Origin of the sequence: Achromobacter ruhlandii (assembly GCF_002082135.1) — a bacterium.
GTDB lineage: Bacteria > Pseudomonadota > Gammaproteobacteria > Burkholderiales > Burkholderiaceae_B > Achromobacter > Achromobacter ruhlandii.
Genome location: NZ_CP017433.1, coordinates 4,511,250 through 4,536,594, shown reverse-complemented (window position 1 = coordinate 4,536,594; position 25,345 = coordinate 4,511,250). Strand labels below are relative to the sequence as shown.

The following is a 25,345-nucleotide window of genomic DNA, read 5'->3' as shown; positions in this document are numbered from 1 at the left end:
TCCGTAGCGGGCGGCCGGGTCGAAACGCCCGGTCCGTGGCGGACTGTAGCCAAGCCGGCCGCGCCTGCCCAATGCCGGTGGCGCAAGACCGCCATATCGAATCCGGTATGGTTCTTTTCAGTCATTCCGTTACGGCATAGCATGGCGCCATGAGCGACCCCCACTCCTTGCCCTCCCTGCGCAGGCTCGACATGAACCTGCTGCTGACCTTCGACGTGCTCATGCGCACGCGCAGCGCCACCGCCAGCTCGCGCCTGCTGCACAAGACCCAGCCGGCCATCAGCCGCGACCTGGCGCGCCTGCGCCTGCGGCTGGAGGACCCGCTGCTGGTGGTGGTGAAGGGACGTTTCGTTCCGACCGAGCGGGCGCTGGAGCTGCACGCGTCGGTGCATGACGCGCTGGCGCAGATCGAGGCCGCGCTGCGCCCGCCCGAGGCCTTCGATCCGGCGCGCGCCGAAGGCGTGGTCAACATCGGCACCGGCGCGCACAGCGAAATCCTGCTGGCCGCGCCGCTGATCGAGCGGCTGCAACGCGCCGCGCCCGGCGTGACGCTGCGCTTCCAGTCGCTGCACGGCGATTTCGCGCCCGACGACCTGGAGGCCGAACGGCTGCATATCGCCATCGGCCTGTTCGGCAAGGTGCCGGCGCGCTTTCACCGCGATGCGCTGCACACCGACCGCCGCGTCTGCGTGCTGTCGGCGCGGCATCCGTGGGCCGGGCGCGGCGCCCTGACGCTGGCCGACCTGGGCGCGATCAAGTGGTTCGCGTTCGAGCAGATGTACGGCCGCGAGACGACCTTCGACCGGCTGCTCAAGCCGGGCGCCGGCCGCATGGCATTCTCGGCCTATCTGTCGGGCTTCGGCGTGGCGCCCTATGTGCTGGTGGAGACCGACTACGCCACCACCATGCCGGCCAGCGTGGCGCGGGCGCACTGCCGCCATTTCCCGCTGGCGATGCTGGAGATGCCGGCGCGCCTGCGGCGCATGGAACTGGCGATGGTGTGGGCGCGCCGCCAGCACGCCTCGCCGTTGCAGGCGTGGCTGCGCGGCCAGGTGCGCGACGTGCTGCGCGAGCGCCTGGCCGCCGACGTCCCGGCTTAGCGGGCGACCGGCTTGCCGGTGGCCACGTCGATGGCCGAGCCGTCTTCCAGGCTGACGCGGTAGATCTCGCGCAGCACGTTGCCGGCGAAACCGATCTCGACGATGGACACGTCCTTGAAGGTGGCCTGGATGCCGTCGGGCAGCGCGGCGTTGAATTTGGCGGACTCCTGCTTCATGGCGTCGGCCAGGCGCGCGTCGTACGGCGTCATGCTGTAGACCAGCGTGGTGTGCGGGTTGTGGGCGCGCACTTCCTTGCCGTCCTTCATCACGTTGACGCCGCTCACGCCCATGGTCTTGACCAGCTCGCGGCCGGCGTCGGCCATCTTGGCGTAGACCGGGCCGGTCACGCGCGGCAGCGGGCCGTCGCGCAGCGGCGCCAGGGCGGCGGTGGTCACGGTGTTGTAGGCCATCATGGCCTCGAAGCCCGCGCCGCTCTTGACCACGCCCAGGTCCAGCCACCAAGGGTGGCCCGCGCCCTTGGCGGCTTCGGTCGGATAGAAGTCCTTGAGCGTCACCTGCAGCGGCGCCGGCGGCTTGGGCAGCGCGCGCAGCATGCGCTGCGGCGTGGCGCTGTCGGCGCTGTGGATGTGGACCACGGTCACGTGCGGGATGTTGGGCGTTGCGGCCTCGGTCTTCAGGCCCAGCGCCAGCAGGTCCTGCTTGAGCGTGCCGTTGACCTTGGCGTCCAGCACGGCGTTCACTTCCTTGGGCAGGCGGTACACCACGCCATAGGTGGTCTTGTGTTCACGGAAGGCGGGCTGCTCCAGCGCGCTGTTGTCGATGGGAGCGGCGAAGGCGGCCGAGAGGGTGGCCAGGGACAGGCCCAGGGCGGCCAGGGGCAAGACGCGTTTGATCATGGATTTTCCTTGTATGTTCAAGACCCGCGAGAGTCCGGTCCAGTGTGGCCACGCCGGATGTACGGCGTATTGCACCAGTCCAAAGAAATCCGATAGGCGGCCAAGCCGGGCCGATAGCTGCGCCCGGCTATAGCAGGAAGACGGCCGCCACGATCAGCAGCCCCAGCGCCAGGTTGACGCCGACCCAGCGGCGGATGCCCGCCATGGCCTGGCCGCCGCGCGGCCATTCCGACGCGGCCACCGCCGCGCGCAGGCGCGGATAGAGCGCGGCGCGGATGTAGCCATAGATGGCCGTCATCACCAGCCCGCCCGCGGCCATCACGGTCCAGGCGCGCGGCATGAAGAAGGCGCCGCCGCTGCGCGCGGCCTGGGCCGCCTCCTGGCCGATCATGAGCGCGCCGGTCGCCAGGATCAGCACGATGGCGGCCAGTACCGCGTTCAGGAAGGGGCCGAGCACCGCGTCCATCAGGCGCAGCCGTTGCGGCGGCTCCAGTTGCGCGGCCGCCGGCCGCAGGAAACAGTGGGCGAACAGCATGCCGCCGACCCACAGGATCACGGCCAGCAGGTGGATGAGTTTGAGCGCGCTGTAGAGCATGGTGTCGGGCTTCGGGAATGGGCCGCGTCGTCGCAATGTCGACGGCAAGGGCTGGCTGTGGGCGGAGGCCGCCGGGGAGATCTCGGCCGAATCTGTCCCCATCATATATCCGGCAGGGGCGCCGGCGGGCGTCTTGACGCGCATCAGGGGTTTCCATTTAGAATAAGATTGATTTTTATTTGTGATCAAGAAAGTTCGGGAGCCCACCGTGTCCAACCTTGCGCTAGCCTCCGGCGATGCCGTCCATCTGCTTTACCGCGCGCACCACGGATGGCTGCACAACTGGTTGCGGGGCAAGCTGGGCAATTCCTGCGACGCCGCCGATCTGGCCCAGGACACCTTCCTGCGCGTGCTGCGCCATCGCCAGGAACTCGACGCGCTGCGCGAACCGCGCGCCTACCTGACCACCATCGCCAAGCGCCTGCTGCTGAACCACCATCGGCGCCGTTCGCTTGAACTCGCCTACCTGGAGGCGCTGGCCGCCTTGCCCGAGGCGCAGGCGCCATCGCCCGAGCAACGCCTGCTCATCCTCGAAACATTGCAGGAAATCGACGAGATGCTGGCCGGCCTGGCGCGGCCGGCGCGGCAGGCGTTCCTGATGGCGCAGATCGAAGGCCTCAGCCACACCGAGATCGCCGCGCGGTTGAATGTGTCGACGCGCTCGGTGCATCGCTACATTGCCAAGGGATACGAACAATGCATCCTGGCGGTGATGTGAGCCTGCCGTGGGCGGCCGCGGCGCTGCCCGCGGTCGACCGCAAGGTCGCGCGCGAAGCGGCGCGCTGGTTGATGCGCCTGAGCTCCGAGCGGGCCACCGATGCCGACGTCCGCGCCTGCGCCCAATGGCGCGCCAGCAAGGCCGAACACGAGAACGCCTGGCAGCGCGCGCAGCGGGTCAATCAGCGCCTCGGGCTGGTCCCGGCGGCGCTGGGCATGGCGGCGCTGAACCGGCCCGAATCGGCCGGCCGGCGCGCGGCCGTCAAGACGCTGGCGGCGTTGGTCGTGGCCGGCCCGGCGGGCTGGGCCGCCTGGCGCGCCAGTCCGTTCGAATGGAGCGCCGACTACCGCAGCGCTGCCGGCGAGCAGCGCCAGGTGGCGCTGGGCGATGGGTCGTCACTGCGCCTGAACACGGCCAGCGCCGTCGACGTGCTGTACGACGGCGACCTGCGGCTGGTGCGCCTGCGCGCCGGCGAGATCGCGGTCCACGCGGTGGCCGAGGCCGGCACCCATCCCCGGCCGTTCGTGGTCCGCACGCGGCTGGGCGATGTCCAGGCGCGGGCGGCGCGATTCTGCGTGCTGGACGCGGGCGCGGCGTGCCGCGTCAGCGTCCAGGAGGGCCGCGTCATGCTGGGCCGCGCCGGCGCCTGGGTGGCGCTGGCGGCGGGCGAGCAGGCCTGGCTGCGCGCCGATGAGGTGCCGCGGCCCGAACCGGCCGATCCGCACGCCACCGACTGGATGCGTGGCGTGCTGCACGCCAGCGCCTGGCACCTGGATGCGTTCGCGGCCGAATTGAGCCGTTATCGGCCGGGCGTGCTGCGTTGCGATCCGGCCGTGGCCGGGCTGCGGATTTCCGGCGCATTCCAATTGCATGACACCGACGCGGTGCTGGCGGCCCTGCCGTCCACGCTGCCGGTGCAGGTGCGCTATCGCAGCGCGTATTGGGTGACGATCCTGCCGCGCGTCGGCCAGGCTTGAATCGTCGCCGTTACAAAAAAACCGAGAGGGAGTTGTCCGGTTCGCATTTTTCCCGGGTCATGGTCAGTAGAGGCAGACGAATGCCGATACCCGTTGGATCGAAAGGACGACCATGGCTCATTTCCCCGCCAGCCGCGCGCGCGGCTATTCACTCAACCGAGAGGTTCCATGCCGACTGACCCGCCTGGCCCTGGCGCTGCGCATCGCCACCGCGCTGGCTGCCCCAGCCGTTGCGCTGTGGCCGGCCGCCGCCGCGCTGGCGCAGATCGCGCCGACCGAGCAGGCGCGCACGTACCGCATTCCGGCCGGCCCGCTGGCCGAGAACCTGTCGCGCTTCGCCGACAACGCCGGCGTCACGGTGCTGTTCGACGCGGCGCTGGTGGGCCAGCGGCGTGGCGCCGGCCTGAACGGGGATTACGCCGTGGCTGACGGCTTCGCCCGCCTGCTGGCCGGCAGCGGCCTGGCCGCGCGCGAGCGCAGCCCGGGCGTGTTCGTGCTGCGGGCCTTGCCGGCTGGCGGCGTGACGCAGCTGACACCGGTCACGGTCGAGGGCGAGGGCGCGGCGGTCACGCCGGCGTGGGAGACCCGCAGCGACCGCAAGCGCCTGGACGACGCGCAGGTGCGCGGTTGGAGCGACCTGGGCAAGCGCCTGGAACCGGGCGTGAACTTCAACCGCCAGAACAACAGCATCAACATTCGCGGGCTTGACCAGGATCGCGTGCTGACGCGGGTGGATGGCATCCGCCTGCCGTGGCTCGATGACGGCGCGCGCGGCGTCAAGGGCGGGCTGGAGGCGGTGGACTTCAATTCCCTGTCACGCCTGGACATCGTGCGCGGCGTCGACGCCAGCGCGGGCGGGTCGGGCGCCATCTCCGGCATGGCCGACCTGTACACGCTCGATCCCTCGGACCTGCTGAGCGACGGCAAGACCTTCGGCGCGCTGGCCAAGACCGACTACGACACCGCCGACAGCAGCTGGGGCGCCAACGCCGCGCTGGCCGGGCAGATCCACAGCGATACCTTCTGGCTGGTTCAGGCGGGCGTGCGCAACGGCCATGCGCTGGACAACCGCGGCGACGTCGGTGGCTACGGCCCGCGCCGCAGCGAACCGACGCCCGAGGACTACGACCAGCGCAGTTTCCTGCTCAAGCTGCAGCAGCGCGTCGAGGGCGGCCACCGCTTCGGCCTGACCGGCGAATACTTCAAGCGCAAGGCCACCCAGGACAGCATGTTCGAACAGGGGCCGGGCACCAGCTACCTGATCGGCGAGAACACCACCAGAAAGGAAACCGAGCGCGAGCGGGTGTCGTTCGATTATGCCTACAAGGCGCCGGGCGAGGGGGGCTGGATCGACAGCGCCACGGCGGTGGTGTATTGGCAGCGCATGCAGCTCGACAGCGCGCTGGATGGCGAGCGCAGCCGCGATGCGCGGGCCATCCGGGACCCGAGTTATGGCTTTCCCAGCGGCGCCTATGGCCGCAAGAATTCCATCCGTCAAACCCTGTTCGGCGCCAATGCCGAGCTGACCAGGCGGCTGGCCGGCAACAGCGTTTCGCAGCTGTGGACCCTGGGCGGGGAATGGTACGGCAACAAGACCGAGCAGAATTCCAGCGGCTATGACAATTGTCCCGCCGTGCCGCCGACCACCCGGCCGACGATGGGGCCGCGCACCTGCGACATGCTGCACACCAACCAGGCCGACGTGCCGCTGTCCAAGGGCAGCCAGTGGGCGCTGTGGATGTCGGACGAATTCAGCTTCGGCGATGGCCGCTACACCGTCATGCCGGCGCTGCGCTACGACCACTACGAGCAAAAGCCCAGGTCCACCGAAAGCTACGCCAGCAATCGCAACGGCGGCGTGTTGCCGCCCGAGAACAGCGGCGGGCGCTTCTCGCCCAAGCTGCTGACCACCTGGAAGGCGGCCGACGAGCTGAGCCTGTACGCGCAGTACGCCTATGGTTTCAAGGCGCCCAGCGCGACGCAGCTCTACACCAACTACGGCGGCCCCGGCACCTACCTGCGGGTCGGCAATCCCTACCTGAAGCCGGAAACCAGCAAGGGCTGGGAACTGGGCGCCAAGCTGGGTTCCGATTCGCTCGGCGGCGCGGTATCGTTCTTCGATAACCGCTACCAGAATTTCATCGACAGCAACGTGCCGCTGGATGCCAACTCGCCGCAATGGCAGCCGGGCTGGGCCGGGCAGTATCCATTGGGCATCACCGGCAACGTCAACCGCGCCAAGGTACGCATCTACGGCGCCGAGGCCAGCGCGCACTGGAAGTTCTCGCCGGGCTGGCGCACCTGGGGTTCGCTGGCGTGGGCCGTGGGCAAGGACGAAGGCACCGGCCAGTACCTGAACTCGGTGGCGCCGCTGAAGGCGGTGCTGGGCGTGGGCTATGGCCGCGACGTGTGGGGCGTGGACGCGCTGCTGACGACCGCCCTGCGCCGCAACAAGGTCGAATACCCGGAGGCCGGCGCCTCGACGCCCAACCGCGACTTCCAGGCGCCCGGCTACGGCGTGGTGGACCTCATGGGCTACTGGCGGCCGACGGCGGTCAAGGGGCTGCAGGTGCAGGCTGGCGTGTTCAACCTGTTCGACAAGAAGTACTGGGAAGCGATCAACGTGCCGACCGCCGGCGCCACGGCCCTGCCGCGGCCGGTTGACTGGTACACGGAGCCGGGGCGCAGCCTGCGCGTCTCGCTGACTTATCAATACTGACCCGCGCTGCCGCCGCTGCGCGACAGCGGCGGCAGTCCTGATTTTCCATTTCGGCCGGAGAGACCGCAATGAACCAAGAAGTGAAGCATCCTGATTTCGCGACCCGCGCCGCCGAGCTGCGCGCCCGCAACGACGCGCTGGCGGCGTCCAGGCCCGGCCTGCGCGCCCGCAACCTGGCCCAGGAACTCGGCGTGTCCGAGGCCGAATGGGTCGCGGCCGGCTGTGGCGGCGTCAAGGCCACCGAACTGCACGGCCAGCCGCAGGAGATCTTCCGCGAACTGGGCACGCTGGGCCCGGTGATGGCTCTGACGCGCAATGACTGGTGCGTGCATGAGCGCCACGGCGCCTACCTGGACATCCAGGCCGACGGACCGGTCGGCCTGGTGCTGGGGCCGGACATCGACCTGCGCGTGTTCTTCTCGTGCTGGAAGTCCGCCTGGGCGGTCGAGCAGGACGGCCGCCACAGCCTGCAGTTCTTCGACGGCGCGGGCGTGGCGGTGCACAAGGTCTACCGCACCGAAGCCACCGACGTCGCCGCGTATGACGCGCTGGTGGCCAGGTTCGCCGGCGCTTCGCGCTGGCCCGAGACCGCGCCCTATGCGCCCGCCGCCGACGCGCCGAGCGTCGAGGACAGCGCCCGGTGGCGCCAGGCCTGGCTGGGCATGCAGGACACGCACGAATTCTTTCCGTTGCTGCGCAAGTTCAAGGTGTCGCGGCTGGCGGCGCTGGCCGCGGCCGGCGAAGACCTGGCGCAGACGGTGCCGGCGGAGTCGGTCGAGCGCATGCTGGAGTCGGCGGCGGCCAGCGGCCTGTCGATCATGTGCTTCGTGGGCAACCGCGGCATGATCCAGATCCACACCGGCCCGGTTCGGCAGTTGCGCCGCACCGGCCCCTGGTTCAACGTGCTGGACCCGACCTTCAACCTGCACCTGGACACCACCGCCATCGCGTCGGCCTGGGTGGTGAACAAACCCACCAGCGATGGCTGGGTGACGTCGCTGGAGCTGTATTCGTCCAGCGGCGATCTGATCGCGCAGTTCTTCGGCGAGCGCAAGCCGGGCAAGCCGGAGCTGGCGGGGTGGCGTGAATTGATGTCGGGCCTGTGCCGCGTGCCGTTGGCCGCTTGAGGATGATGCAATGAAGAAATGGCTGGCGGTGGCGGCTTGGATGCTGGTGGCGGGCGCGCAGGCGGCGCCGCCTGAACGCGTGGTGACGCTGGGCGGCAGCGTGACCGAGATCGTTTACGGCCTGGGGCAGGGCGGCCGGCTGGTCGGCGACGACCAGTCCAGCCTGTACCCGGAGGCCGCGACCCGGTTGCCGCGCGTCGGCTATTACCGCGCGGTGCCGGTCGAAGGCGTGCTTGCGCTCAAGCCCGACCTGGTGCTGGCCTCGGAGCAGGCCGGGCCGCCCGAGGCGCTCAAGCGCCTGGGCGAAGTCGGGGTGCGGCTGGTGAGCGTGCCGGACGCGCCGTCGGTCGATTCGCTCAAGGCGCGCATCCGCGCCGTGGCCGGCGCGCTGGACGTGGCGCCGGCCGGCGAACAGATGGTGCGGGACGTGACGCGCGAGCTGGCCAAGGCCGAGGCCATGCCGGCTACGCGCGCGCGGGCGCTGCTGCTGATCAACCGCAACGGCGCGCCGCAAGGCGCGGGGCGCGGCACCGCGGCGGCCGAAGTCATGCACCTGGCCGGGCTGGCCAACGTGCTGGACGGCCAGCAGGGCTACAAGCCGCTGTCGCCCGAGGCCATCGGCGCGCTGGCGCCCGACCTGATCATCGTCACGCGCGAATCGCTGCAGGCCAGCGGCGGCCTCGATGGCTTTGCGCGCCTGCCCGGCATCGCGGTGACACAGGCCGCGGCGAAGCGGCGCATCATCGTCATGGACGACCTGCTGATCCTGGGGCTGGGGCCGCGCTTGCCGCAGGCGCTGATCCAGCTCAAGCAGGAGGCCGCGCATGCCATGGCGCGCTAGCCCGCCGCTGGCGCTGGTGTTGCTGGCTGTGGCGGTGGTGGCGGCGGTGCTGGCGGCCAGCGCCAGCGGCGCGGTCTCGATTCCGTTGCGCGAGCTGCCGGCGCTGTTGTGGGGCTCGCCCACGCCGGAACAGGCGCTGTGGCGCAACGTGCTGATCGACATCCGCCTGCCGCGGGTGCTGCTGGCGGTGGTGATGGGCGCGGGCCTGGCGATCTCGGGGGCGGCGCTGCAGGCGCTGTTCCGCAATCCGCTGGCCGAACCGGGGCTGATCGGCATTTCCGCTGGCGCTTCGCTGGGCGCGGTCATCGCCATCGTGATGACGCCGGGCGGCTTCTGGTACACCGCGCCGGGCGCCTTCATCGGCAGCCTGGTCGCGACCCTGTCGGCCTATCTGGTGGGACGGCGCGTGCCGGGCGTGGCGGGGCTGCTGTTGGCGGGCGTGGCGATCACCGCCATCGCCTTCAGCCTGATCGGGCTGTTCACCTTCATGGCGTCCGACGCGCAGCTGCGCGACCTGACTTTTTGGAACATGGGCAGCCTGGCCGGCGCCAGCTGGAAGCTGCTGGCCTTCCTGGGGCCGTGGGTGCTGCTGCTGTCGCTCTGGCTGATGCGCCAGTGGCGCGTGATGAACGCGCTGCTGCTGGGCGAGCGCGAGGCCCAGCACCTGGGTTATTCGCTCAAGCAGGCGCGGGCGCGGCTGGTGCTGGCCTGCACCCTGATCGTCGGGCCGCTGGTGGCCGCCAGCGGCACCATCGTGTTCGTCGGGCTGGTGGTGCCGCACCTGGTGCGCATGACGCTGGGCGCCAACCATCGCCTGCTGCTGCCCGCCTGCCTGCTGGGCGGCGGGCTGGTGATGACGCTGGCGGACTGGCTGGCGCGCGTCGTGGTGGTGCCGGCCGAACTGCCGATCGGCCTGGTGACCGGGCTGGTGGGTGGCCCCTTCTTCCTGTGGCTGCTGGCGCGCGGCCGGAGGCACGGTTGATGCTGGCCGCCGAGAACCTGAGCCTGGCGCGCGACGGCAAGCGCATCCTGGACCGCGTGTCGCTGGCGATCCATCCCGGCGAAGTGGTGGGCCTGCTGGGCAGCAATGGCGCCGGCAAATCGACCCTGCTGGGCGCGCTGTCGGCCGAGCTGGGCGCGGATGGTGGCAGCCTGACGCTGGATGGGCGGGCGCTGGGCGGGATGCCGCCGCGCGAGCAGGCGCGCAAGCGCGCGGTGCTGCCGCAGAAGCCCGGGCTGACCTTCGACCTGGGCGTGCGCGAAGTGGTGGCAATGGGCGCCTATCCGTTTCCGGAACTGTCGCCGGCCGAGGTCGACGAACTGGCGCGGCAGGCGCTGGAATGGGCCGACGTCAGCCACCTGGATGGGCGTCGCTATCCGCAGCTGTCGGGCGGCGAGCAGCAGCGGGTGCAGTTCGCCCGCGTGCTGGTGCAATGCCGCGCGGCGCGCGCCCAGGGCGAAGCCCGCTACCTGCTGCTGGACGAGCCGACCGCCAGCCTCGATCCCAAGCACCAGGCCGACCTGATGCGACGGGCGGCGCAGCTGGCGCACGAGGGCAACACGGGCGTGCTGGTGATCCTGCACGACATGAACCTGGCGGCGCGCTGGTGCGACCGCCTGCTGCTGCTGAGCGGCGGCCAGGCGGTGGCGCAGGGCACGCCGGCCGAGGTGCTGACGCCGGCCAACCTGTTCCTGGCGTACGGCATCCAGGCGCAGGTGATGCCGCATCCGTTGCAGGCGGACCGGTTGCTGGTGCTGATGGCTTGATGGGCGCCAGCCCCGCTAAAATGGGGCATCGCGGCGGCCGCGGCCGCCTTTTCCTCATCTACCGACAGGACTTAGTGTCATGCCTACTTTCGACGTCGTTTCCGAAGTCGACAAACACGAACTCACCAACGCCATCGACCAGGCCAACCGCGAGCTCGCCACCCGTTTCGATTTCAAGGGCACGGATGCGAAATTCGAACTGGATGGTTTCGTGGTGACGCAGGTGGCGTCGAGCGCGTTCCAGCTCAAGCAGATGCTGGACATCCTGCGCGGCCGGCTGTCGGCGCGCGGAATCGACGTGCGTTGCCTGGATGTGGCGGATCCGCTGGAGAACCTGGGCGGGGCGCGGCAGAAGATCACGGTGAAGCAGGGGATCGAGCAGCCGGTGGCCAAGAAGCTGATCGCGGCGATCAAGAACGCCAAGCTCAAGGTTGAAAGCCAGATCAACGGCGACAAGCTGCGGATCAGCGGGAAGAAGCGGGATGATCTGCAGACGGCGATTGCGTTGTTGAAGAAGACGGATGTGGATTTGCCGTTGCAGTTTGAGAATTTTCGGGACTGACTGGTTTGATGCGGCGGGGGCGTCGTAGGCCGCCCGTTGCGCGGGGCGCCTGGGGGGTGGGCGCCCGCGATTGCGGTCCGGAGCGTTCGCTCCGGACTGCCCCGTTGTCATCTTCGTCACAGCCTACGGCTGCTCCTTCAGATTCCCTCGGGCGCATCGAGGTTGCCCACCCCCCAGGCGCCCCGCGCAACGGGCTACCGGCGTCGAGGTTTGCGGCGCTGTCAGGTCAGTGGGGGGCGGGGAGGTTTGCGTTGCCCGCAGAAAAAAGGCCGCCCTGCGCGGCCTTTTTTTGCATATGCGGCGTGCTGCGTCGAGAGGGTGTGCGCGGCGCGCTCGCGGGGGCTAGAGGCTTATCCGGGGATTGGCGGGTTTTGGTCTTGTTGGGCCGGCCCATTGGGGTGACTCGCGCTTGCATGGCGGCGCGGCCCGTTATTCCTTTTCAATCTCTTCAGTATTCCGCCCACAGATGCTGGGCCGCGTAGGCGCGCCAGGGGCGCCAGGCTTCGGCGCGGGCGAGGAGTTGGGCGGGGGTGTATTCGCGGGATTCGAGTTTTTCCAGGGCGCGGATCAGGCCGATGTCGGAGGCGGGGAAGGCGTCGGGTTCGCGCAGTTGGCGCAGGGCGATGTATTGGGCGGTCCATTCGCCGACGCCGCGGATTTCGCGCAGGCGGGCGACGGCGGTGTCGAGGCTGTTGCTGGTGTCGAACAGCCGCGGGTCGGCCAGGGCGGCGGCGGCGACGGCGGAGAGGGTGGCGGCGCGGCTGCGGGGCATGCCGAGCGGGGCGAGGTCGACGGGGGCGATGGCGGCCGGGGTGGGGAACAGGTGGGTCAGATCGCCGTCGGGCTGCTCCAGGGGTTGGCCGTGGGCGGCGACGAGCTTGCCGGCGAGTTTGATGGCGGCGCCGACGGTGATCTGCTGGCCGAGGACGGCGCGCAGCGCCAGTTCGAAGCCGTCCCAGGCGCCGGGCACGCGCAGGCCCGGGCGGGCGGCGGTGAGGGCGGCCATGACGGGATCGTGGGCCAGTTGGGCGGCGAGCGCGGCGGGGTCGCTGGCCAGATCGAAAACGCGGCGCAGCCGGGCGATGATGGTGGGCAGGGCATGCAGTTGGGGAAAACGGACGGTGGCCTGCAGCGCGTTGCCGGCGCCGGGTTCGACCCGCACGGTGCCCTGCGCGCCGTCCAGCCCGATGGTGCGCGTGTAGCTGTCGGCCGTGACCCGTTCGATGCCGGGGATGGCGCGCACGCGCAGGAAGTCGAGCATGGCGCTCCAGTCGTAGGGCGGGCGGTAGCGCAGCAGCAGTTTGATTTCGCCCTGCGGGCCGGCCGAGACGTCGGGCTTGCCGGAGCGGCGCAGTTCGCCCGGCGCGCGGCCGAACAGGGCCAGGAAGATCTCATTGAAGCGGCGGATGCTGCCGAAGCCGGCCGCGAATGCGATCTCGGCCATGGGCAGGCGGGTTTCGTGGATCAGTTGCTTGGCCAGCAGTACGCGCCGGGTCTGCGCCACGGCCACGGGCGACGCGCCCAGGTGCTGGCGGAACTGCCGCCGCAACTGGCGCTCGCCGACGCCCAGGCGCGCGGCCAGGGCGTCGACGCCGGCTTCGTCGAGCGCGCCGAGTTCGATCAGGCCGAGCGCGCGCGCGACGCTGTCGGGCAAATCGCGGGCGCGACCGGCGGCGGGCGCGGTTTCCGGGCGGCAGCGCAGGCAGGGGTGGAAGCCCGCTTCCTGCGCGGCCGCCGCCGTGGGGTAGAAGACGACGTTGCGCGACAGCGGCGTGCGCGCCGGACAGACCGGGCGGCAGTAGATGCGCGTGGTCTTGACCGCGGTGAAGAAGCGGCCGTCGTAACGGGCGTCGCGCACGCGGATGGCGCTGTAGCAGGCGTCATGGTCGAGGTTCATGCGGCCCATGCTAGCGCCGTCGGCGGTCGCGATCTAGCGGTTTTCGGACACTGTTGTCATCCGCATTGCCATGTCCGGAATCCGCCAGCGCGTTGCCGCCGGCCGCCCTATATTGGACGCGTCAACGCCGCACCCGGAGCCCGCCATGCCTGTCCAGACCTTCACCCTAGAACGGGTCGCCACCCCCATCGGGAAGATGCTCGTGCTGACCGATGCCGGGCAATGCCTGCGCGCCGTCGATTGGGAGGATTACGAACCCCGCATGCATGTCCTGCTGCGCCGCCAGTATGGCAAAGGCGCGGTGAAAGTGGCCGATGCCGCGCGCGCCTCGGCGGCCAGCCGCGCCTTGCTGGCTTATTTCGATGGCCAGGTCGATGCGATCGACCCGTTGCAGGTGGCGCTGGGCGGCACCGATTTCCAGCGCCAGGTATGGCGCGCGCTGCGCGAAATCGAGCCGGGCGACACGGTCAGCTATGGCGTGCTGGCCGGGCGCATCGGCCGGGCATCGGCGGTGCGCGCCGTGGGCATGGCCAATGGGGCCAATCCGGTGGGGATCGTGGTGCCGTGCCACCGGGTCATCGGCGCCGATGCGGCGCTGACCGGCTACGGCGGCGGGCTGCATCGCAAGCGCTGGCTGCTGGAGCACGAGGCCCGCTGGCGCGCCGCGCGAGGCGCGTCGTTGGCGCGGGCCGCCTGAGGCGGCCGCAACGGCGGCGGGATGCCCGCGTCACATCGGCGCGGGCGGTCGCCGGATCGAGGCCGTCAGGCGCGGATCCAGCCGCGCGCGATGGGCAGGGCCAGCAGCCTGCGGTAGATGGCCTGCGACATGGCCGTGAGCGGCGCGCCGACGCGGCGCCAGACCGGCACGGCCAGCCCGGCGGCCAGCGGCGCCAGCAGCAGGCCGCCGGCGATGTCCAGCGGGAAGTGCACGCCCAGATAGACCCGCGACAGCCCGACCACGGCCGCCAGCAGCAGCGTCGCATAGCCCCAGCCGGCCCAACGCCGGTCGAAGATCAGCGTGAACGCCAGCGTGGCGATGATGATGGTGTGGTTGCTGGGGAACGATGAGGTGGCCTTGTGGGCGAAGAAGGCCTGGCCCAGCCCGAGCACGAATGGCCGCGGATGCGGCCACAGCGCGCCGCACAGGTAGCTGATGCAGAGCGCGGCGCCGATGCCGACCAGTGCTTTGAGCACCAGGTCGCGCTGGGCCTGGGCGCCCCACAGCCAGAGCGCGGCCAGTACGATGGGCACCAGCAGGATCAGCCGATTGGCGACGAACAGGCCCGCCTGGATGCGCCATCCGGGGCTGGCCGGATCGGCGTTGATCAGGAGAAACAGGGACTGATTGAGAGGTTCCAGGAAATCCATGACGCGTCATCGGGGTGAAATTATTTCGTTGGGCGCGATGGTAGACCGGTTTGCCGTCAATTCCCTTGCAAAACGTGGCCGGATCCCGGGATTTACTTCTGGATGCGAATGTGGCTTTCCGTGGCACTTGCTGGCGGGCGTGGCGGGGACGCGGCGGCGCGGCCCGTACGGGCCGGACCGCGACAGCCATGGGCCGGCCGCGCCGAGCCCGCCCGCACGGCGCTCACTTGGCGATGCGCTTGCCCTGCGCGTCGATCACCGCTTCGCCGTCTTCCTTGGTGAAGGCGCCTTGCTGCGGCGCGGGCAGGATGTCCAGCACCAGTTCGGACGGGCGGCACAGGCGCGCGCCCAGCGGGGTGCTGACGAAGGGGCGGTTCAGCAGGATCGGGTGGGCCTCGATGGCGTCCAGCAGGGCGTCGTCGCTCAGGGAGGTGTCATCCAGGCCGAGTTCGGCGTAGGGCGTGCCTTTTTCGCGCAGCGCGTCGCGCACGGTGATGCCGGCGCGCTTGAACAGCGCCTTCAGGTCGGCGCGCGAGGGCGGCGTTTCCAGGTACAGCACCACGGTCGGCTCGATGCCGGCATTGCGGATCATGGCCAGCGTGTTGCGCGAGGTGCCGCACTTGGGGTTGTGGTAGATGGTGACGTCGGACATGGCGCTTTCCTTGCGAGGGTGCGGGGACAAGGCAGGAGCATAGTGCATTCCCGCCCGGTCCTCGCCGCCGCGCGGTTTCAGGCGCGCAGCTTGCGGCCCAGCCGGCGCCAGCCGATCACCACGCCGGTCAGGCTCAGGGCCACGCCGCCCAGGCTCAGGAACACCAGCAGGATGTCCCACAGCGGCCGCCGCGCCAGCAGGCCGGTCCAGTCCCAACTGTGCAGGAAAGCGAACAGCCAGCGGCTGGCGCGGTTGCCGCGGTCCTGCCGGCTCAGCACCTGGCCGGTGCGCGGGTCCAGGTAGACCCAGCTGGCCTGCGGGTCGTCGAACACCAGGCGCCACACCGGCAGCGGCTTCTCGATATGGCCGAGCATGGCGTGCTCGTCGCGGCCGTAGTAGTAGAAGTCGTAGCGATCCAGCACCTGCAGGTCCGTCAGCGTGGCGCCGGGCACCAGGCGCGCGGCGGCCGCGCGCAGGGCCGCCGGGTCGAGCGTGACGGCTTGCGCGTCGGCGGCCGCCAGCAGTCGCGGCGCGCCCGGGCCGCTACGGGCCAGCACCAGGTCGCGGCCGTCGACGCGGGTCCAGCGCAGTTCGCGCGGCGCGGCGGGCAGGGCGGCGATCAGCGCGGCGGGCGGCGCCTGCGGCGCGGCCGCGTCATAGGCGCCGCCGGCGTAGGCCTGTTGCGCCAATGGCGCCGCGCCGCTGCTGAACACCTTCCACGGGTTCATCGACATCAGCCCGCTGAAGATCCAGGTGAGCGTGATGCCGGCGAACATCAGGCCGGCCAGGTGGTGCCAGCGCATCATGTTCTCGCGATACGGCGAGCGGCTGCCGCTGGCGTAGGGCCGCGAGAAGCGCCAGCGCAGGATGCCGACCACCGTGCCGGTCAGCGCCACGGCCACGCCGGCCACCGACAGCCAGACCACGATGTCGTGCCACCACGGATCGAAGACATTGCCGCGAAACGGGTACAGCCAGTGGATCCAGGCGCCGACGTAGTTCCACAGCCGTTCGCGGCGGGTGGCGTCCAGCACCACTTCGCCGGTGGCGGACGAGACGTACAGCCGGGTGCGCGCGGGGTCGTCCAGGTCGATGCGATGCAGCGGCCGATGGATGTCGAGCGCGCCGGAGTGGGTGTACACGTCCTCCTCCACCTCGCCCTGGTAGCGCGCGGCGTACCGGCCGTCGAACCAGGCCGCGGCGCTGGCGGTGGCGACCGCGGCGTCGGCGCGCGGCAGCAGCGCGCCGCTGGCGGCATCCACCACCTTGGGCGCGCGGCCGCGGCCCATCGGCACCAGGTAGACCGGGGCGCCGCCGCGCAGCGCGGCCAGGCTCAGGCCCGCCATGTCGCTGGCGCCGGCGGCGGCCAGCGCCTGGGCCGGCGTGGCGGCGACGCGGGCCGGGTCGAGCGGCGCCAGGTGCGTCATGCGTTCCTGCGGCGTGAGCTTGGGGTAGCCCACGTACATCATCACCACGCCCGAGATGAACCACATGGCGAAGAACAGGCACAGCACGATGCCGGCCCAGCGGTGCGTCAGGTACAGCCAGCGCTTGGCGCGGGTGGACCACGGCACGGACGCGGGCCGGCGGCGGGGGGAGGGGATGGCGTCCATGGCTGTCCTCAGAACCGCGCCTGGAGCGTCAGCTCGAACGAGCGCGGCGCGCCCAGGTAGAACATCGGCGTGCCGGTGACGTTGGCGGCGTACACCTTGTCGGTCAGGTTGCGGACCCGGCCGGTGACGGTGAAGTGGCGGTCGATGCGGTGCGACAGCGCCGCGTCGAACACGGTGTACGACGGCGCCCAGACGGTGTTGGCGGCATCGGCGTAGGCGCGGCCGACGTAGCGCGCGGCCACGCTGGCGTTCCAGTCCGGCAGGAAGGCGTAGTCGATCCAGGCGTTGGCCACGCGCCGCGGCGTGTTGGTCGGCACATTGCCGTTGCGCGACACGCGCACGCCGCCGACCGTTTCCGAGAAGTCGTCGTACCTGGGATCGACGAAGGCGACGTTGGCCTGCAGCGACAGGGTGCGCGTCAGGCGCAGCCCGCCGGCCAGTTCCAGCCCGCGCGCCGACTGCTGGCCCACCGGGATGCTGACCGCCGGGTTGTTGGCGTCGGGCGCCGAGATGTGCTTGCGCGTGATCTCGTAGGCCGCGATGGTGGCCGAGCCGCGGCCGTCCCAGAACTCGAACTTGCCGCCCACTTCCTTCTGCGTGCCGGTGGTCAGCTTGTCGTTGTTGAGCACGTCGGCGAACGAAGCGGTGGCCATGATGCCGGACGGGGGATCGGCGGCCGTGGCGTATTGCGCGTAGAGCGAGGCCTGCGGCGTGACGGCCCAGTTCAGCGCCAGCCGGCCGGTGGTGGGCGAATAGCTGCGCGAGGCCGAGGCCGGCGCGCTGGCCGTGACCGCGCGGCGGTTGGTCAGGTCCAGGTCGATGAAGTCCTTGCGCAGGGCCGACACGATGGCCACGCCGGGCAGCACTTCCGTGCGGTTTTCCAGCGTGAAGGCCAGCGTCCGGATGCGGTTGTCGCGGTCCGGGTTGTGGCCGCGCGTCATGCCGGGGATGTCGTAGAAATAGCCCGGCTGGAAATCGTACGGATCGACCGCGTCCACCGTGGCCGGCAGGCTGGTGGGATAGCGGGTCTGCTTGTTCACGCTCAGGTCGGCGCCGAACGACCAACTGGTGGGCAGGCCGGCCAGCGTCGATTCGACCAGGCCTTCGACGCGGTTGCCGACCAGGCTCTGTTCGTGGCGCTGCAGCAGCGCGCCCGAGCGCAGCACGCGGCTGTTGGCGGCGTTGTAGCGGTAGGTCTCCAGGTTGCGGAAGTCGCGTTCGGCGCGGTAGTAGTACAGCGTGTTCTTGAACGTGATGTCCGGCGCCGCGCGCCATTCCGTCAGCGAACGGGCCCACAGCACCGATTGCTCGTAGAGGCCGTCCTCGACGTTGTAGTTCTTGAAACGCGTGCCGCCGCGGATGTGGCCTTCGCCGCTCACCTTGCCGTTCGCGCCCACCGCCAGCGGCGTGCCCCAGTAGGGGCGGTCGACGCGTTCGCGCTGGTACTCGAAGGCCCAGGTCTGCGTGACGTCGTCGCCCAGGTCGGACAGCAGCGAGGCCGCCACCTGGGCGGCATTCGAGCGCTCGCCGTCGACCCAGCCGTGGCTGGCGGTGGTGTTGGCGTCGATGCGCAGGTAATGGCCGCGTCCGCCCGGCGAGCCGGCCAACTGCTGGTTGATGCCGACCGATGCCTGGCGCGTGTCGAACGATCCCAGGCGCAGCTGGCCCTCATAGAACGTGTCGCGCTCGGCCAGCTTGGTGACGTAATTGATGGCGCCGCCGACCGCGCCGGCGCCGAACAGGAAGGTCGACGGGCCGCCGATGGCCTCGACCCGGTCGTAGATCCAGCTGTCGATCGGCCGCGCGGCCACCGAGTCGTACTGCACCGAGATGCCGTTGAACAGCTGCGACACCTGGCCGCCGCTGAAACCGCGGTAGCTGACGGCGCCGGCCATGCCGGGGGGCGCGGCGTTGTTCACGCCCGGGATGCCGCGCGCGATGTCCTGGGTGTTGAGCGCGCCGCGCGCCTCGATCTGCTGGCGCGAGATGACGGTGACGGAGGCCGGCGTGTCCTTGATGCGCAGGCCGAGGCGGCTGCCGGTGCCGTCGATGCGTTCCAGGTTGATCGGGCCGTTGGGCGCGTCGTCGGCGCGCTCGCCTTCGACCAGGGTGGCGGGCAGGGTCTCGATGGCGGGTTCGGCGGTCAGCGCGAACGCCGGGTTGGCCGCGCAGGCGCCGGCCAGCAGGGATGCTGCATAGTGTTTTTTCATGATCCAGGCCGGCGGGGGCCGGCATGCGCGCTCGCGCGGGCGCCGCGTTCAGGGGCGGCAAAAGGCGCGGGCGCGGGGTCTCCAGGGCGTGGCCGCCGGAAACGGGCGGCGCGGGCTCGGGCGCAGGCGGCGCGGCGGCCGTCCTCGGGGAACGGCGTGCGCGCGCTCAGGCCGCGGGCGGGGCGCGCGGCTGGGCCGCGTGCCAGGCGTGGAGCGGGTGCGCGGCGCGGTAGAACAGCGCCGGGTAGGTGACGCCGCCGCTGGCGGGCGCCGGCAGCACGGTCAGGCGAGCGGGAGGGAGGCCGAGGTCGGCCTGGGGGTTGCGGCAGAACGGGCAGTGGTTGCTGTCGCCATGATGGGCGGCGTGGTCGCCGGCCGGGTCATCGCCCTGCACCTCGATGGTCAGGGACGAGCGGCCCTCGGGGGCGCAGTAGTCCACGCTGACCTGGCGGCTGGCATTGGGCAGGTGATTGCCATGCGCCAGCGACGGAACCAGCGACGCCCACAGGATCGCGATCAGCGCGATCCAGGCGTAGCCGCGGTTCAGGAAGTGGGCGAGGTGCATGACGGCGCATTATATCCAAGCCCTTTCAGACGGAAAGATGGCGCCGCACGTCCTCGCCGTCGATGGCGGCGCGGTCGCCGCTGGCCACCACCTCGCCGCGCGACAGCACCACGAAGCGGTCGGCCAGCTCGCGGGCGAAATCGAAGTACTGCTCGCACAGCAGGATGGCGATGTCGCCGCGCTGGCGCAGCATGTGGACGACGCGGCCGATGTCCTTGATGATCGAGGGCTGGATGCCCTCGGTCGGCTCATCCAGGATGATCAGCTTGGGTTCGGCCACCAGCGCGCGGGCGATCGCAAGCTGTTGCTGCTGGCCGCCGGACAGGTCGCCGCCGCGCCGCGCCAGCATGCTCTTGAGCACCGGGAACAGCTCGAACACTTCCTCCTTGATGCGGCGCGCGCGCGCGGCCGGCTTGGTCGCCATGCCCATCAGGATGTTCTCTTCCACCGTGAGCCGGGCGAAGATGTCGCGGCCCTGCGGCACGTAGGCCATGCCGCGCGCGGCGCGCTGGTGCGGCGCCAGGCGGGTGACGTCGGCGCCGTCGAAACCGATGGCGCCGCGCGCCACCGGCAGCACGCCCATCACGCACTTGAGCAGGGTGGTCTTGCCGACGCCATTGCGGCCCAGCAGCGCCAGGCATTCGCCCTGGTTCACGGCCAGCGATACGCCGCGCAGGGTATGGCTGCCGCCGTAGTACTGGTCGATGGTGTTCACGTTCAGCATGTCAGCGCCCCAGGTAGACTTCGATCACGCGCGGGTCGGCCTGCACCTTGGCCATCGGCCCCTCGGCCAGCACCGAGCCCTCGTGCAGCACGGTCACCTTGCCGTCGCCGGCGATCTGGTTGACGAAATCCATGTCGTGCTCGACCACCATCAGCGAATGGCGGCCGCGCAGTTCGTTGAGCAGTTCGCCGGTGCGCTCGGTCTCGGCGTCGGTCATGCCGGCCACCGGTTCGTCCAGCAGCAGCAACTGCGGCTCCTGCATCAGCAGCATGCCGATCTCCAGCCATTGCTTCTGGCCGTGCGACAGCAGGCCGGCGGGGCGGAAGGCCTCGGGCCGCAGCCGGATCAGGTCGAGCGTCTCGCCGATGCGGTCGGCCTGCTCGCCGGTCAGGCGCGCGAACAGCGTGGGCCGCACGCGCTTGTCGGTCTTCATCGCCAATTCCAGGTTCTCGAACACCGTGTGCTGCTCGAACACGGTGGGGCGCTGGAACTTGCGGCCGATGCCGGCGTGCGCGATCTGCGCCTCGCTCAGCGTGGTCAGGTCGATGCTCTGGCCGAAGAACGCGGTGCCGGCGGTGGGGCGCGTCTTGCCGGTGATGACGTCCATCATGGTGGTCTTGCCGGCGCCGTTGGGGCCGATGATGCAGCGCAGTTCGCCCACGCCGATGTCCAGCGTCAGGTCGTTGAGCGCCTTGAAGCCGTCGAAGCTGACGGTGATGCCTTCCAGGTACAGGATGGCGCCGTGGCTGGTGTCCAGGCCCTTGGGGCTGACGCGGCCGTAGCCGGCGTCGCCGCTGGGGCCGCCATCGAGCATGGCGCTTTCGGTATGGGTGCTGGTCATGCGCGTCGCTCCTGGTAGCGGGCGGCCAGGCGCCGGGCCAGGCCGACGATGCCGGTGGGCAGGAAGAGGGTCACCAGCACGAAGATCAGGCCCAGGGCGTACAGCCAGAATTCGGGCAGCACGCTGGTGAACCAGGTCTTCAGGCCGTTCACGGCGCCGGCGCCGATGATGGGGCCGATCAGCGTGCCGCGGCCGCCGGTGGCCACCCAGATCACCATCTCGATGGAGTTCTCGGTGGACATCTCGCTGGGGTTGATAATGCCGACCTGCGGCACGTACAGCGCCCCGGCGATGCCGCACAGCACCGCCGACAGCGTCCACACGAACAGCTTGAAGCCGAGCGGGTCGTAGCCGATGAAGCGCAGCCGGCTCTCGGCGTCGCGCACCGCCGTCAGCACCCGGCCCAGCTTGGACTGCGTGACGGCGCGCGCCAGCACCAGCGCGCCGGCCAGCGCGGCCAGCGTGATCCAGTACAGCGCGGCGCGGGTGCCGGGCGCGGTGATGTCGAAGCCCAGGATGCGCTTGAAGTCAGTGAAGCCGTTGTTGCCGCCAAAGCCGGTGTCGTTGCGGAAGAACAGCAGCATGGCGGCGAAGGTCAGCGCCTGCGTGATGATGGAGAAATACACGCCCTTGATGCGCGAGCGGAAGGCGAAGTAGCCGAACACGAAGGCCAGCACGCCCGGCACCAGCACCACCAGCAGCATGGCATAGGCGAAGTGGTCGGTGAAGGCCCAGTACCAGGGGTAGTCCTTCCAGTCCAGGAACACCATGAAGTCGGGCAGGCGGCTCTGATAGACGCCGTCCTGGCCGATGGCGCGCATCAGGTACATGCCGTGGGCATAGCCGCCCAGCGCGAAGAACAGGCCATGGCCCAGCGACAGGATGCCGGCGTAGCCCCACACCAGGTCCAGCGCCAGCGCCGCCAGGGCGTAGCACATGAACTTGCCCAGCAGCGCCACGGCGTAGGCCGAGACGTGCAGCGGATGGCCGGCGGGAAACGCCAGGTTCAGCAGCGGCACCAGCGCCAGCAGCAGCACGCCCGCGCCCAGCGCGGCCCAGGCGCGGCCATTGAACAGGGGCCGGCGCGCCAGCAGGTTGAAATCGGTCAGCGCGGTCTGCTTCATTCGACGCTCCGGCCGCGCGGGGCGAACAGGCCTTGCGGCCGCTTCTGCACGAAAAGCACGATGAGCACCAGGATGGTGATCTTGGCCATGACCGCTCCCGCGTAAGGCTCCAGGAATTTGTTGACGCCGCCCAGGCCGAGCGCGGCGATGACGGTGCCGGCCAGTTGGCCGACGCCGCCCAGCACCACCACCATGAAGGAATCGACGATGTAGCCGCGGCCCAGGTCCGGGCCCACGTTGCCCAGCTGCGACAGCGCCACGCCGGCCAGTCCGGCGATGCCCGAGCCCAGGCCGAACGCCAGCATGTCGACGCGGCCGGTGGGCACGCCGACGCAATCGGCCATGCGCCGGTTCTGCGTGATGGCGCGCACGAACAGGCCGAGCCGGGTGTGGTTCAGCAGCGCCCACACCAGGAACACCACGAACAGCGCGAAGCCGATGATGACCAGCCGGTTGTAGGTCAGCACCAGGCCGCCCAGCACCGTGAAGCCGCCGGACATCCAGCTGGGGTTGCCCACTTCCACGTTCTGCGCGCCGAACAGCGTGCGCACGCCCTGCATCAGCATCAGGCTGATGCCCCAGGTGGCCAGCAGCGTTTCCAGCGGCCGGCCGTAGAGCCAGCGGATCACGGTGCGTTCCAGCGCCATGCCGACCAGCGCGGTGACCACGAAGGCCAGCGGCAGCGCCGCCGCCACGTACCAGTCGAGCCAGCCCGGCAGCCAGGCGCGGAACGCCGTCTGCACCAGGTAGGTGACGTAGGCGCCGATCATCAGCAGCTCGCCGTGCGCCATGTTGATGACGCCCATCAGGCCGAAGGTGATGGCCAGCCCCAGCGCCGCCAGCAGCAGCACGCTGCCCAGGCTGAGACCGTAGAACAGGTTGCCGGCCCACTCGATGGTGGCCAGGTGGCGGTCGATGCGCTTGAGCGCGTTGGCGGCCGCTTCGCGCACGCCTGCGTCCGGTTCGGCGTAGACGCCGTCCTGCTGTTGCGTCAGCGCCGCCAGCGTCGGCCGGAAGGCGGCGTTGTCGGTGCGGCCGAGCAGATCGACCGCGTGGCGCCGCACGGCGGGGTCGGCGCTCTTGAGTTCGAGATTGGCCTGCGCGATTTCCAGCGCGGCGCGCACGGCCGGGTCTTTTTCGGCGGCCAGCGCCTTCTCCAGCAGCGGCAGGCGGGCGGGATCGCCGGTCTGTTGCAGGCGGCGGGCGGCGGCCAGCCGTTCCTGCGGGTTGTCGGAGAACAGGCGCGAACCGGCCAGTGCCGCTTCGATCGCGCGCCGCAAGCGGTTGTTGATGCCGATGGCGGCGGCCTCGGGCGGCAGCGCCAGGGAAGCGCCGGTGGCCGGATCGGTGGCCTGGCCCTTGCCGTCGCCGATCAGCACGCGGCCGTCCGGCAGCGCATACAGCTGGTCATTGCCCAGCGCCTGCAACACGGCGGCCGCGCCCGGGCCGGGCTGCTGGCCCAGGGCGGCGATGGCCTGCAGCCGGGCGTCGGTATCGTCGCCCGCCAGCGGCGCCAGCAGCGCCGGGTCCACGCCCGGCGCGGCCGCGTGGGCAGCCAGCGCCGGCGCGGCCAGCAGCCATGCAAGCAGGAGGTGACGCAGGAATTTCGCGATGACCGCATTCAGCATGGCTGCGCTTCCGGTTCCGGTTTAAAGGCCTTGCTTGCTTTCGTTGCCCGGGATGTACGGGCTCCACGGTTGCGCGCGGATCGGGCCCTTGCTCTTCCAGACCACGTTGAACTGGCCGTCCGCCTTGATCTCGCCGATGTAGACCGGCTTGTGCAGGTGGTGGTTGGTCTTGTCCATCTCGATCGAGAAGCCGCTCGGCGAATTGAACTTCTGGCCGCCCATGGCCGCGATCACCTTGTCGACGTCGGTGGTCTTGGCCTGTTCGACCGCCTGCTTCCACATGTGGATGCCGATGTAGGTGGCTTCCATCGGGTCGTTGGTGACCACGGTGTTGGCGTTGGGCAGGTTCTTGGCCTTGGCGTAGGCCTTCCACTTCTTGATGAATTCCTCGTTGACCGGGTTCTTGATCGACTCGAAGTAGTTCCAGGCGGCCAGGTGGCCCACCAGCGGCTTGGTGTCGACGCCGCGCAGTTCTTCCTCGCCCACCGAGAACGCCACCACCGGCACGTCGGTGGCCTTCAGGCCGGCGTTGCCCAGTTCCTTGTAGAACGGCACGTTGGAATCGCCGTTGATGGTGGAGATGACGGCGGTCTTGCCGCCGGCGGCGAACTTCTTGATGTTGGCGACGATGGTCTGGTAGTCGGAATGGCCGAATGGGGTGTAGACCTCGTCGATGTCGCTGTCCTTGACGCCCTTGGAGTGCAGGAAGGCGCGCAGGATCTTGTTGGTGGTGCGCGGGTACACATAGTCGGTGCCCAGCAGCACGAAGCGCTTGGCGCCGCCGCCGTCTTCGCTCATCAGGTATTCCACGGCCGGAATGGCCTGCTGGTTGGGCGCGGCGCCGGTGTAGAACACGTTCTTCTCCAGTTCCTCGCCTTCGTATTGCACCGGGTAGAACAGCAGGCCGTTCAGTTCCTTGAACACCGGCAGTACCGACTTGCGCGACACCGAGGTCCAGCAGCCGAACACCACCGCCACCTTGTCCTGCGACAGCAGCTGGCGCGACTTCTCGGCGAACAGCGGCCAGTTCGAGGCCGGGTCGACCACCACCGCTTCGAGCTTCTTGCCCATCACGCCGCCGTTGGCGTTGATCTCGTCGATGGTCATCAGGGCCACGTCCTTGAGCGACGTCTCCGAGATGGCCATGGTGCCCGACAGCGAATGCAGGATGCCGACCTTGATGGTGTCTTCGGCGGCGAACAGTTGCGGCATCCAGCCGGACATGGCCAATAGGCTGGCGGCGGTCAATTGCTTGAGGGCTAGTCTGCGTTTCATGGTGACTCCTGGATGGGAAGAAGCCGGCGGCGCCGGCGATAACGGTCTCAAAGCCTGGGACTGCATCCAACTACCTCTGCGCGCGGCCCTGCCGAAGCAAGGGCGTGACCAGGACTCAAAAGCAAAAGGCGTGCCAGGCGCATCGGGGGGCGCGATGCGCTGTATGGAGCGATAGGGAAAAGGGG

23 protein-coding genes are annotated in these 25,345 nt (G+C 70.0%); 10 read left to right on the top strand and 13 right to left on the bottom strand.

Annotated features, from left to right (window positions below):
- Positions 1–149 precede the first annotated feature (149 nt).
- The gene (locus AruCF_RS20505) at positions 150–1,100 is read left to right on the top strand and encodes a LysR family transcriptional regulator (RefSeq protein WP_049075735.1); all 951 of its coding nucleotides are present in this window, start codon (positions 150–152) and stop codon (positions 1,098–1,100) included.
- Here the strand turns inward: AruCF_RS20505 and AruCF_RS20500 are convergent.
- Positions 1,097–1,957 carry a hypothetical protein gene (locus AruCF_RS20500; RefSeq protein ID WP_049075734.1) on the bottom strand — a complete coding sequence of 287 codons (861 nt, stop codon included), beginning with the start codon at positions 1,955–1,957 and terminating at the stop codon, positions 1,097–1,099. The two genes, AruCF_RS20505 and AruCF_RS20500, sit on opposite strands and share 4 nt — an antisense overlap.
- 127 nt (positions 1,958–2,084) lie before the next feature.
- Entirely contained in the window at positions 2,085–2,552 is a 468-nt protein-coding gene (locus AruCF_RS20495; RefSeq protein ID WP_049075732.1) for a CopD family protein, read from the bottom strand.
- 208 nt (positions 2,553–2,760) lie between these two features.
- Here AruCF_RS20495 and AruCF_RS20490 point away from each other — a divergent pair, with 208 nt between their 5' ends.
- The 8 genes from AruCF_RS20490 (at position 2,761) to AruCF_RS20455 (ending at position 11,263) form a co-directional block, all read left to right on the top strand.
- Positions 2,761–3,270, top strand: coding sequence for a sigma-70 family RNA polymerase sigma factor (locus tag AruCF_RS20490; protein WP_049078043.1), 510 nt, complete (start codon positions 2,761–2,763; stop codon positions 3,268–3,270).
- The gene (locus tag AruCF_RS20485) at positions 3,249–4,247 is read left to right on the top strand and encodes a FecR domain-containing protein (protein ID WP_049075730.1); all 999 of its coding nucleotides are present in this window, start codon (positions 3,249–3,251) and stop codon (positions 4,245–4,247) included. Before AruCF_RS20490 ends, AruCF_RS20485 begins: the two co-directional genes overlap by 22 nt.
- Before the next feature lie 112 nt (positions 4,248–4,359).
- Positions 4,360–6,966 (top strand): TonB-dependent receptor, encoded by a 2,607-nt coding sequence (locus AruCF_RS20480; RefSeq protein ID WP_083036838.1) that lies wholly within the window; start codon positions 4,360–4,362, stop codon positions 6,964–6,966.
- Between the two features lie 80 nt (positions 6,967–7,046).
- A complete protein-coding gene (locus AruCF_RS20475) occupies positions 7,047–8,093 on the top strand; it encodes a hemin-degrading factor (protein WP_139122210.1) in 1,047 nt (348 codons plus the stop codon).
- Between the two features lie 10 nt (positions 8,094–8,103).
- Positions 8,104–8,934, top strand: coding sequence for a heme/hemin ABC transporter substrate-binding protein (locus AruCF_RS20470; RefSeq protein WP_049075724.1), 831 nt, complete (start codon positions 8,104–8,106; stop codon positions 8,932–8,934).
- Positions 8,918–9,916, top strand: coding sequence for a FecCD family ABC transporter permease (locus AruCF_RS20465; protein ID WP_049075721.1), 999 nt, complete (start codon positions 8,918–8,920; stop codon positions 9,914–9,916). Before AruCF_RS20470 ends, AruCF_RS20465 begins: the two co-directional genes overlap by 17 nt.
- Positions 9,913–10,701, top strand: coding sequence for a heme ABC transporter ATP-binding protein (locus AruCF_RS20460; protein ID WP_049075720.1), 789 nt, complete (start codon positions 9,913–9,915; stop codon positions 10,699–10,701). The genes AruCF_RS20465 and AruCF_RS20460 overlap by 4 nt, the downstream gene beginning before the upstream one ends.
- 79 nt (positions 10,702–10,780) lie before the next feature.
- A complete protein-coding gene (locus tag AruCF_RS20455; RefSeq protein WP_049075718.1) occupies positions 10,781–11,263 on the top strand; it encodes a YajQ family cyclic di-GMP-binding protein in 483 nt (160 codons plus the stop codon).
- Positions 11,264–11,711: 448 nt separating this feature from the next.
- On the opposite strand, the gene AruCF_RS20450 is transcribed toward AruCF_RS20455, so the two are convergent.
- Positions 11,712–13,160, bottom strand: coding sequence for an AlkA N-terminal domain-containing protein (locus tag AruCF_RS20450; protein WP_049078041.1), 1,449 nt, complete (start codon positions 13,158–13,160; stop codon positions 11,712–11,714).
- A gap of 145 nt (positions 13,161–13,305) precedes the next feature.
- On the opposite strand from AruCF_RS20450, the gene AruCF_RS20445 reads away from it, so the two are divergent.
- Positions 13,306–13,857, top strand: a complete 552-nt coding sequence (locus AruCF_RS20445) for a methylated-DNA--[protein]-cysteine S-methyltransferase (protein WP_174655163.1) — start codon at positions 13,306–13,308, stop codon at positions 13,855–13,857.
- Positions 13,858–13,922: 65 nt separating this feature from the next.
- Here the strand turns inward: AruCF_RS20445 and AruCF_RS20440 are convergent, their stop codons facing one another.
- The 10 genes from AruCF_RS20440 to urtA form a co-directional block, all read right to left on the bottom strand.
- Positions 13,923–14,528 (bottom strand): phosphatase PAP2 family protein, encoded by a 606-nt coding sequence (locus AruCF_RS20440; protein WP_049075716.1) that lies wholly within the window; start codon positions 14,526–14,528, stop codon positions 13,923–13,925.
- 223 nt (positions 14,529–14,751) lie between these two features.
- Positions 14,752–15,180, bottom strand: coding sequence for an arsenate reductase (glutaredoxin) (gene arsC / locus AruCF_RS20435; protein WP_049075714.1), 429 nt, complete (start codon positions 15,178–15,180; stop codon positions 14,752–14,754).
- A 77-nt stretch (positions 15,181–15,257) separates the two neighbouring features.
- Positions 15,258–16,793, bottom strand: a complete 1,536-nt coding sequence (locus tag AruCF_RS20430) for a PepSY domain-containing protein (protein ID WP_049075712.1) — start codon at positions 16,791–16,793, stop codon at positions 15,258–15,260.
- Positions 16,794–16,801: 8 nt separating this feature from the next.
- Positions 16,802–19,003, bottom strand: coding sequence for a TonB-dependent receptor (locus AruCF_RS20425; RefSeq protein ID WP_049075710.1), 2,202 nt, complete (start codon positions 19,001–19,003; stop codon positions 16,802–16,804).
- Between the two features lie 166 nt (positions 19,004–19,169).
- Positions 19,170–19,568 (bottom strand): DUF2946 domain-containing protein, encoded by a 399-nt coding sequence (locus AruCF_RS20420; protein WP_049075709.1) that lies wholly within the window; start codon positions 19,566–19,568, stop codon positions 19,170–19,172.
- A gap of 25 nt (positions 19,569–19,593) precedes the next feature.
- Entirely contained in the window at positions 19,594–20,292 is a 699-nt protein-coding gene (gene urtE / locus AruCF_RS20415) for an urea ABC transporter ATP-binding subunit UrtE (RefSeq protein WP_049075707.1), read from the bottom strand.
- 1 nt (position 20,293) lies between these two features.
- Positions 20,294–21,133 (bottom strand): urea ABC transporter ATP-binding protein UrtD, encoded by an 840-nt coding sequence (urtD, locus tag AruCF_RS20410; RefSeq protein ID WP_006386130.1) that lies wholly within the window; start codon positions 21,131–21,133, stop codon positions 20,294–20,296.
- The gene (gene urtC, locus AruCF_RS20405; RefSeq protein WP_006386131.1) at positions 21,130–22,257 is read right to left on the bottom strand and encodes an urea ABC transporter permease subunit UrtC; all 1,128 of its coding nucleotides are present in this window, start codon (positions 22,255–22,257) and stop codon (positions 21,130–21,132) included. Before urtC ends, urtD begins: the two co-directional genes overlap by 4 nt.
- Positions 22,254–23,885: an urea ABC transporter permease subunit UrtB gene (gene urtB / locus AruCF_RS20400; protein ID WP_049075705.1), complete on the bottom strand. Its 1,632-nt coding sequence runs from the start codon at positions 23,883–23,885 to the stop codon at positions 22,254–22,256. Before urtB ends, urtC begins: the two co-directional genes overlap by 4 nt.
- Positions 23,886–23,906: 21 nt before the next feature.
- The gene (gene urtA, locus AruCF_RS20395) at positions 23,907–25,160 is read right to left on the bottom strand and encodes an urea ABC transporter substrate-binding protein (protein WP_047993316.1); all 1,254 of its coding nucleotides are present in this window, start codon (positions 25,158–25,160) and stop codon (positions 23,907–23,909) included.
- Positions 25,161–25,345 lie beyond the last annotated feature (185 nt).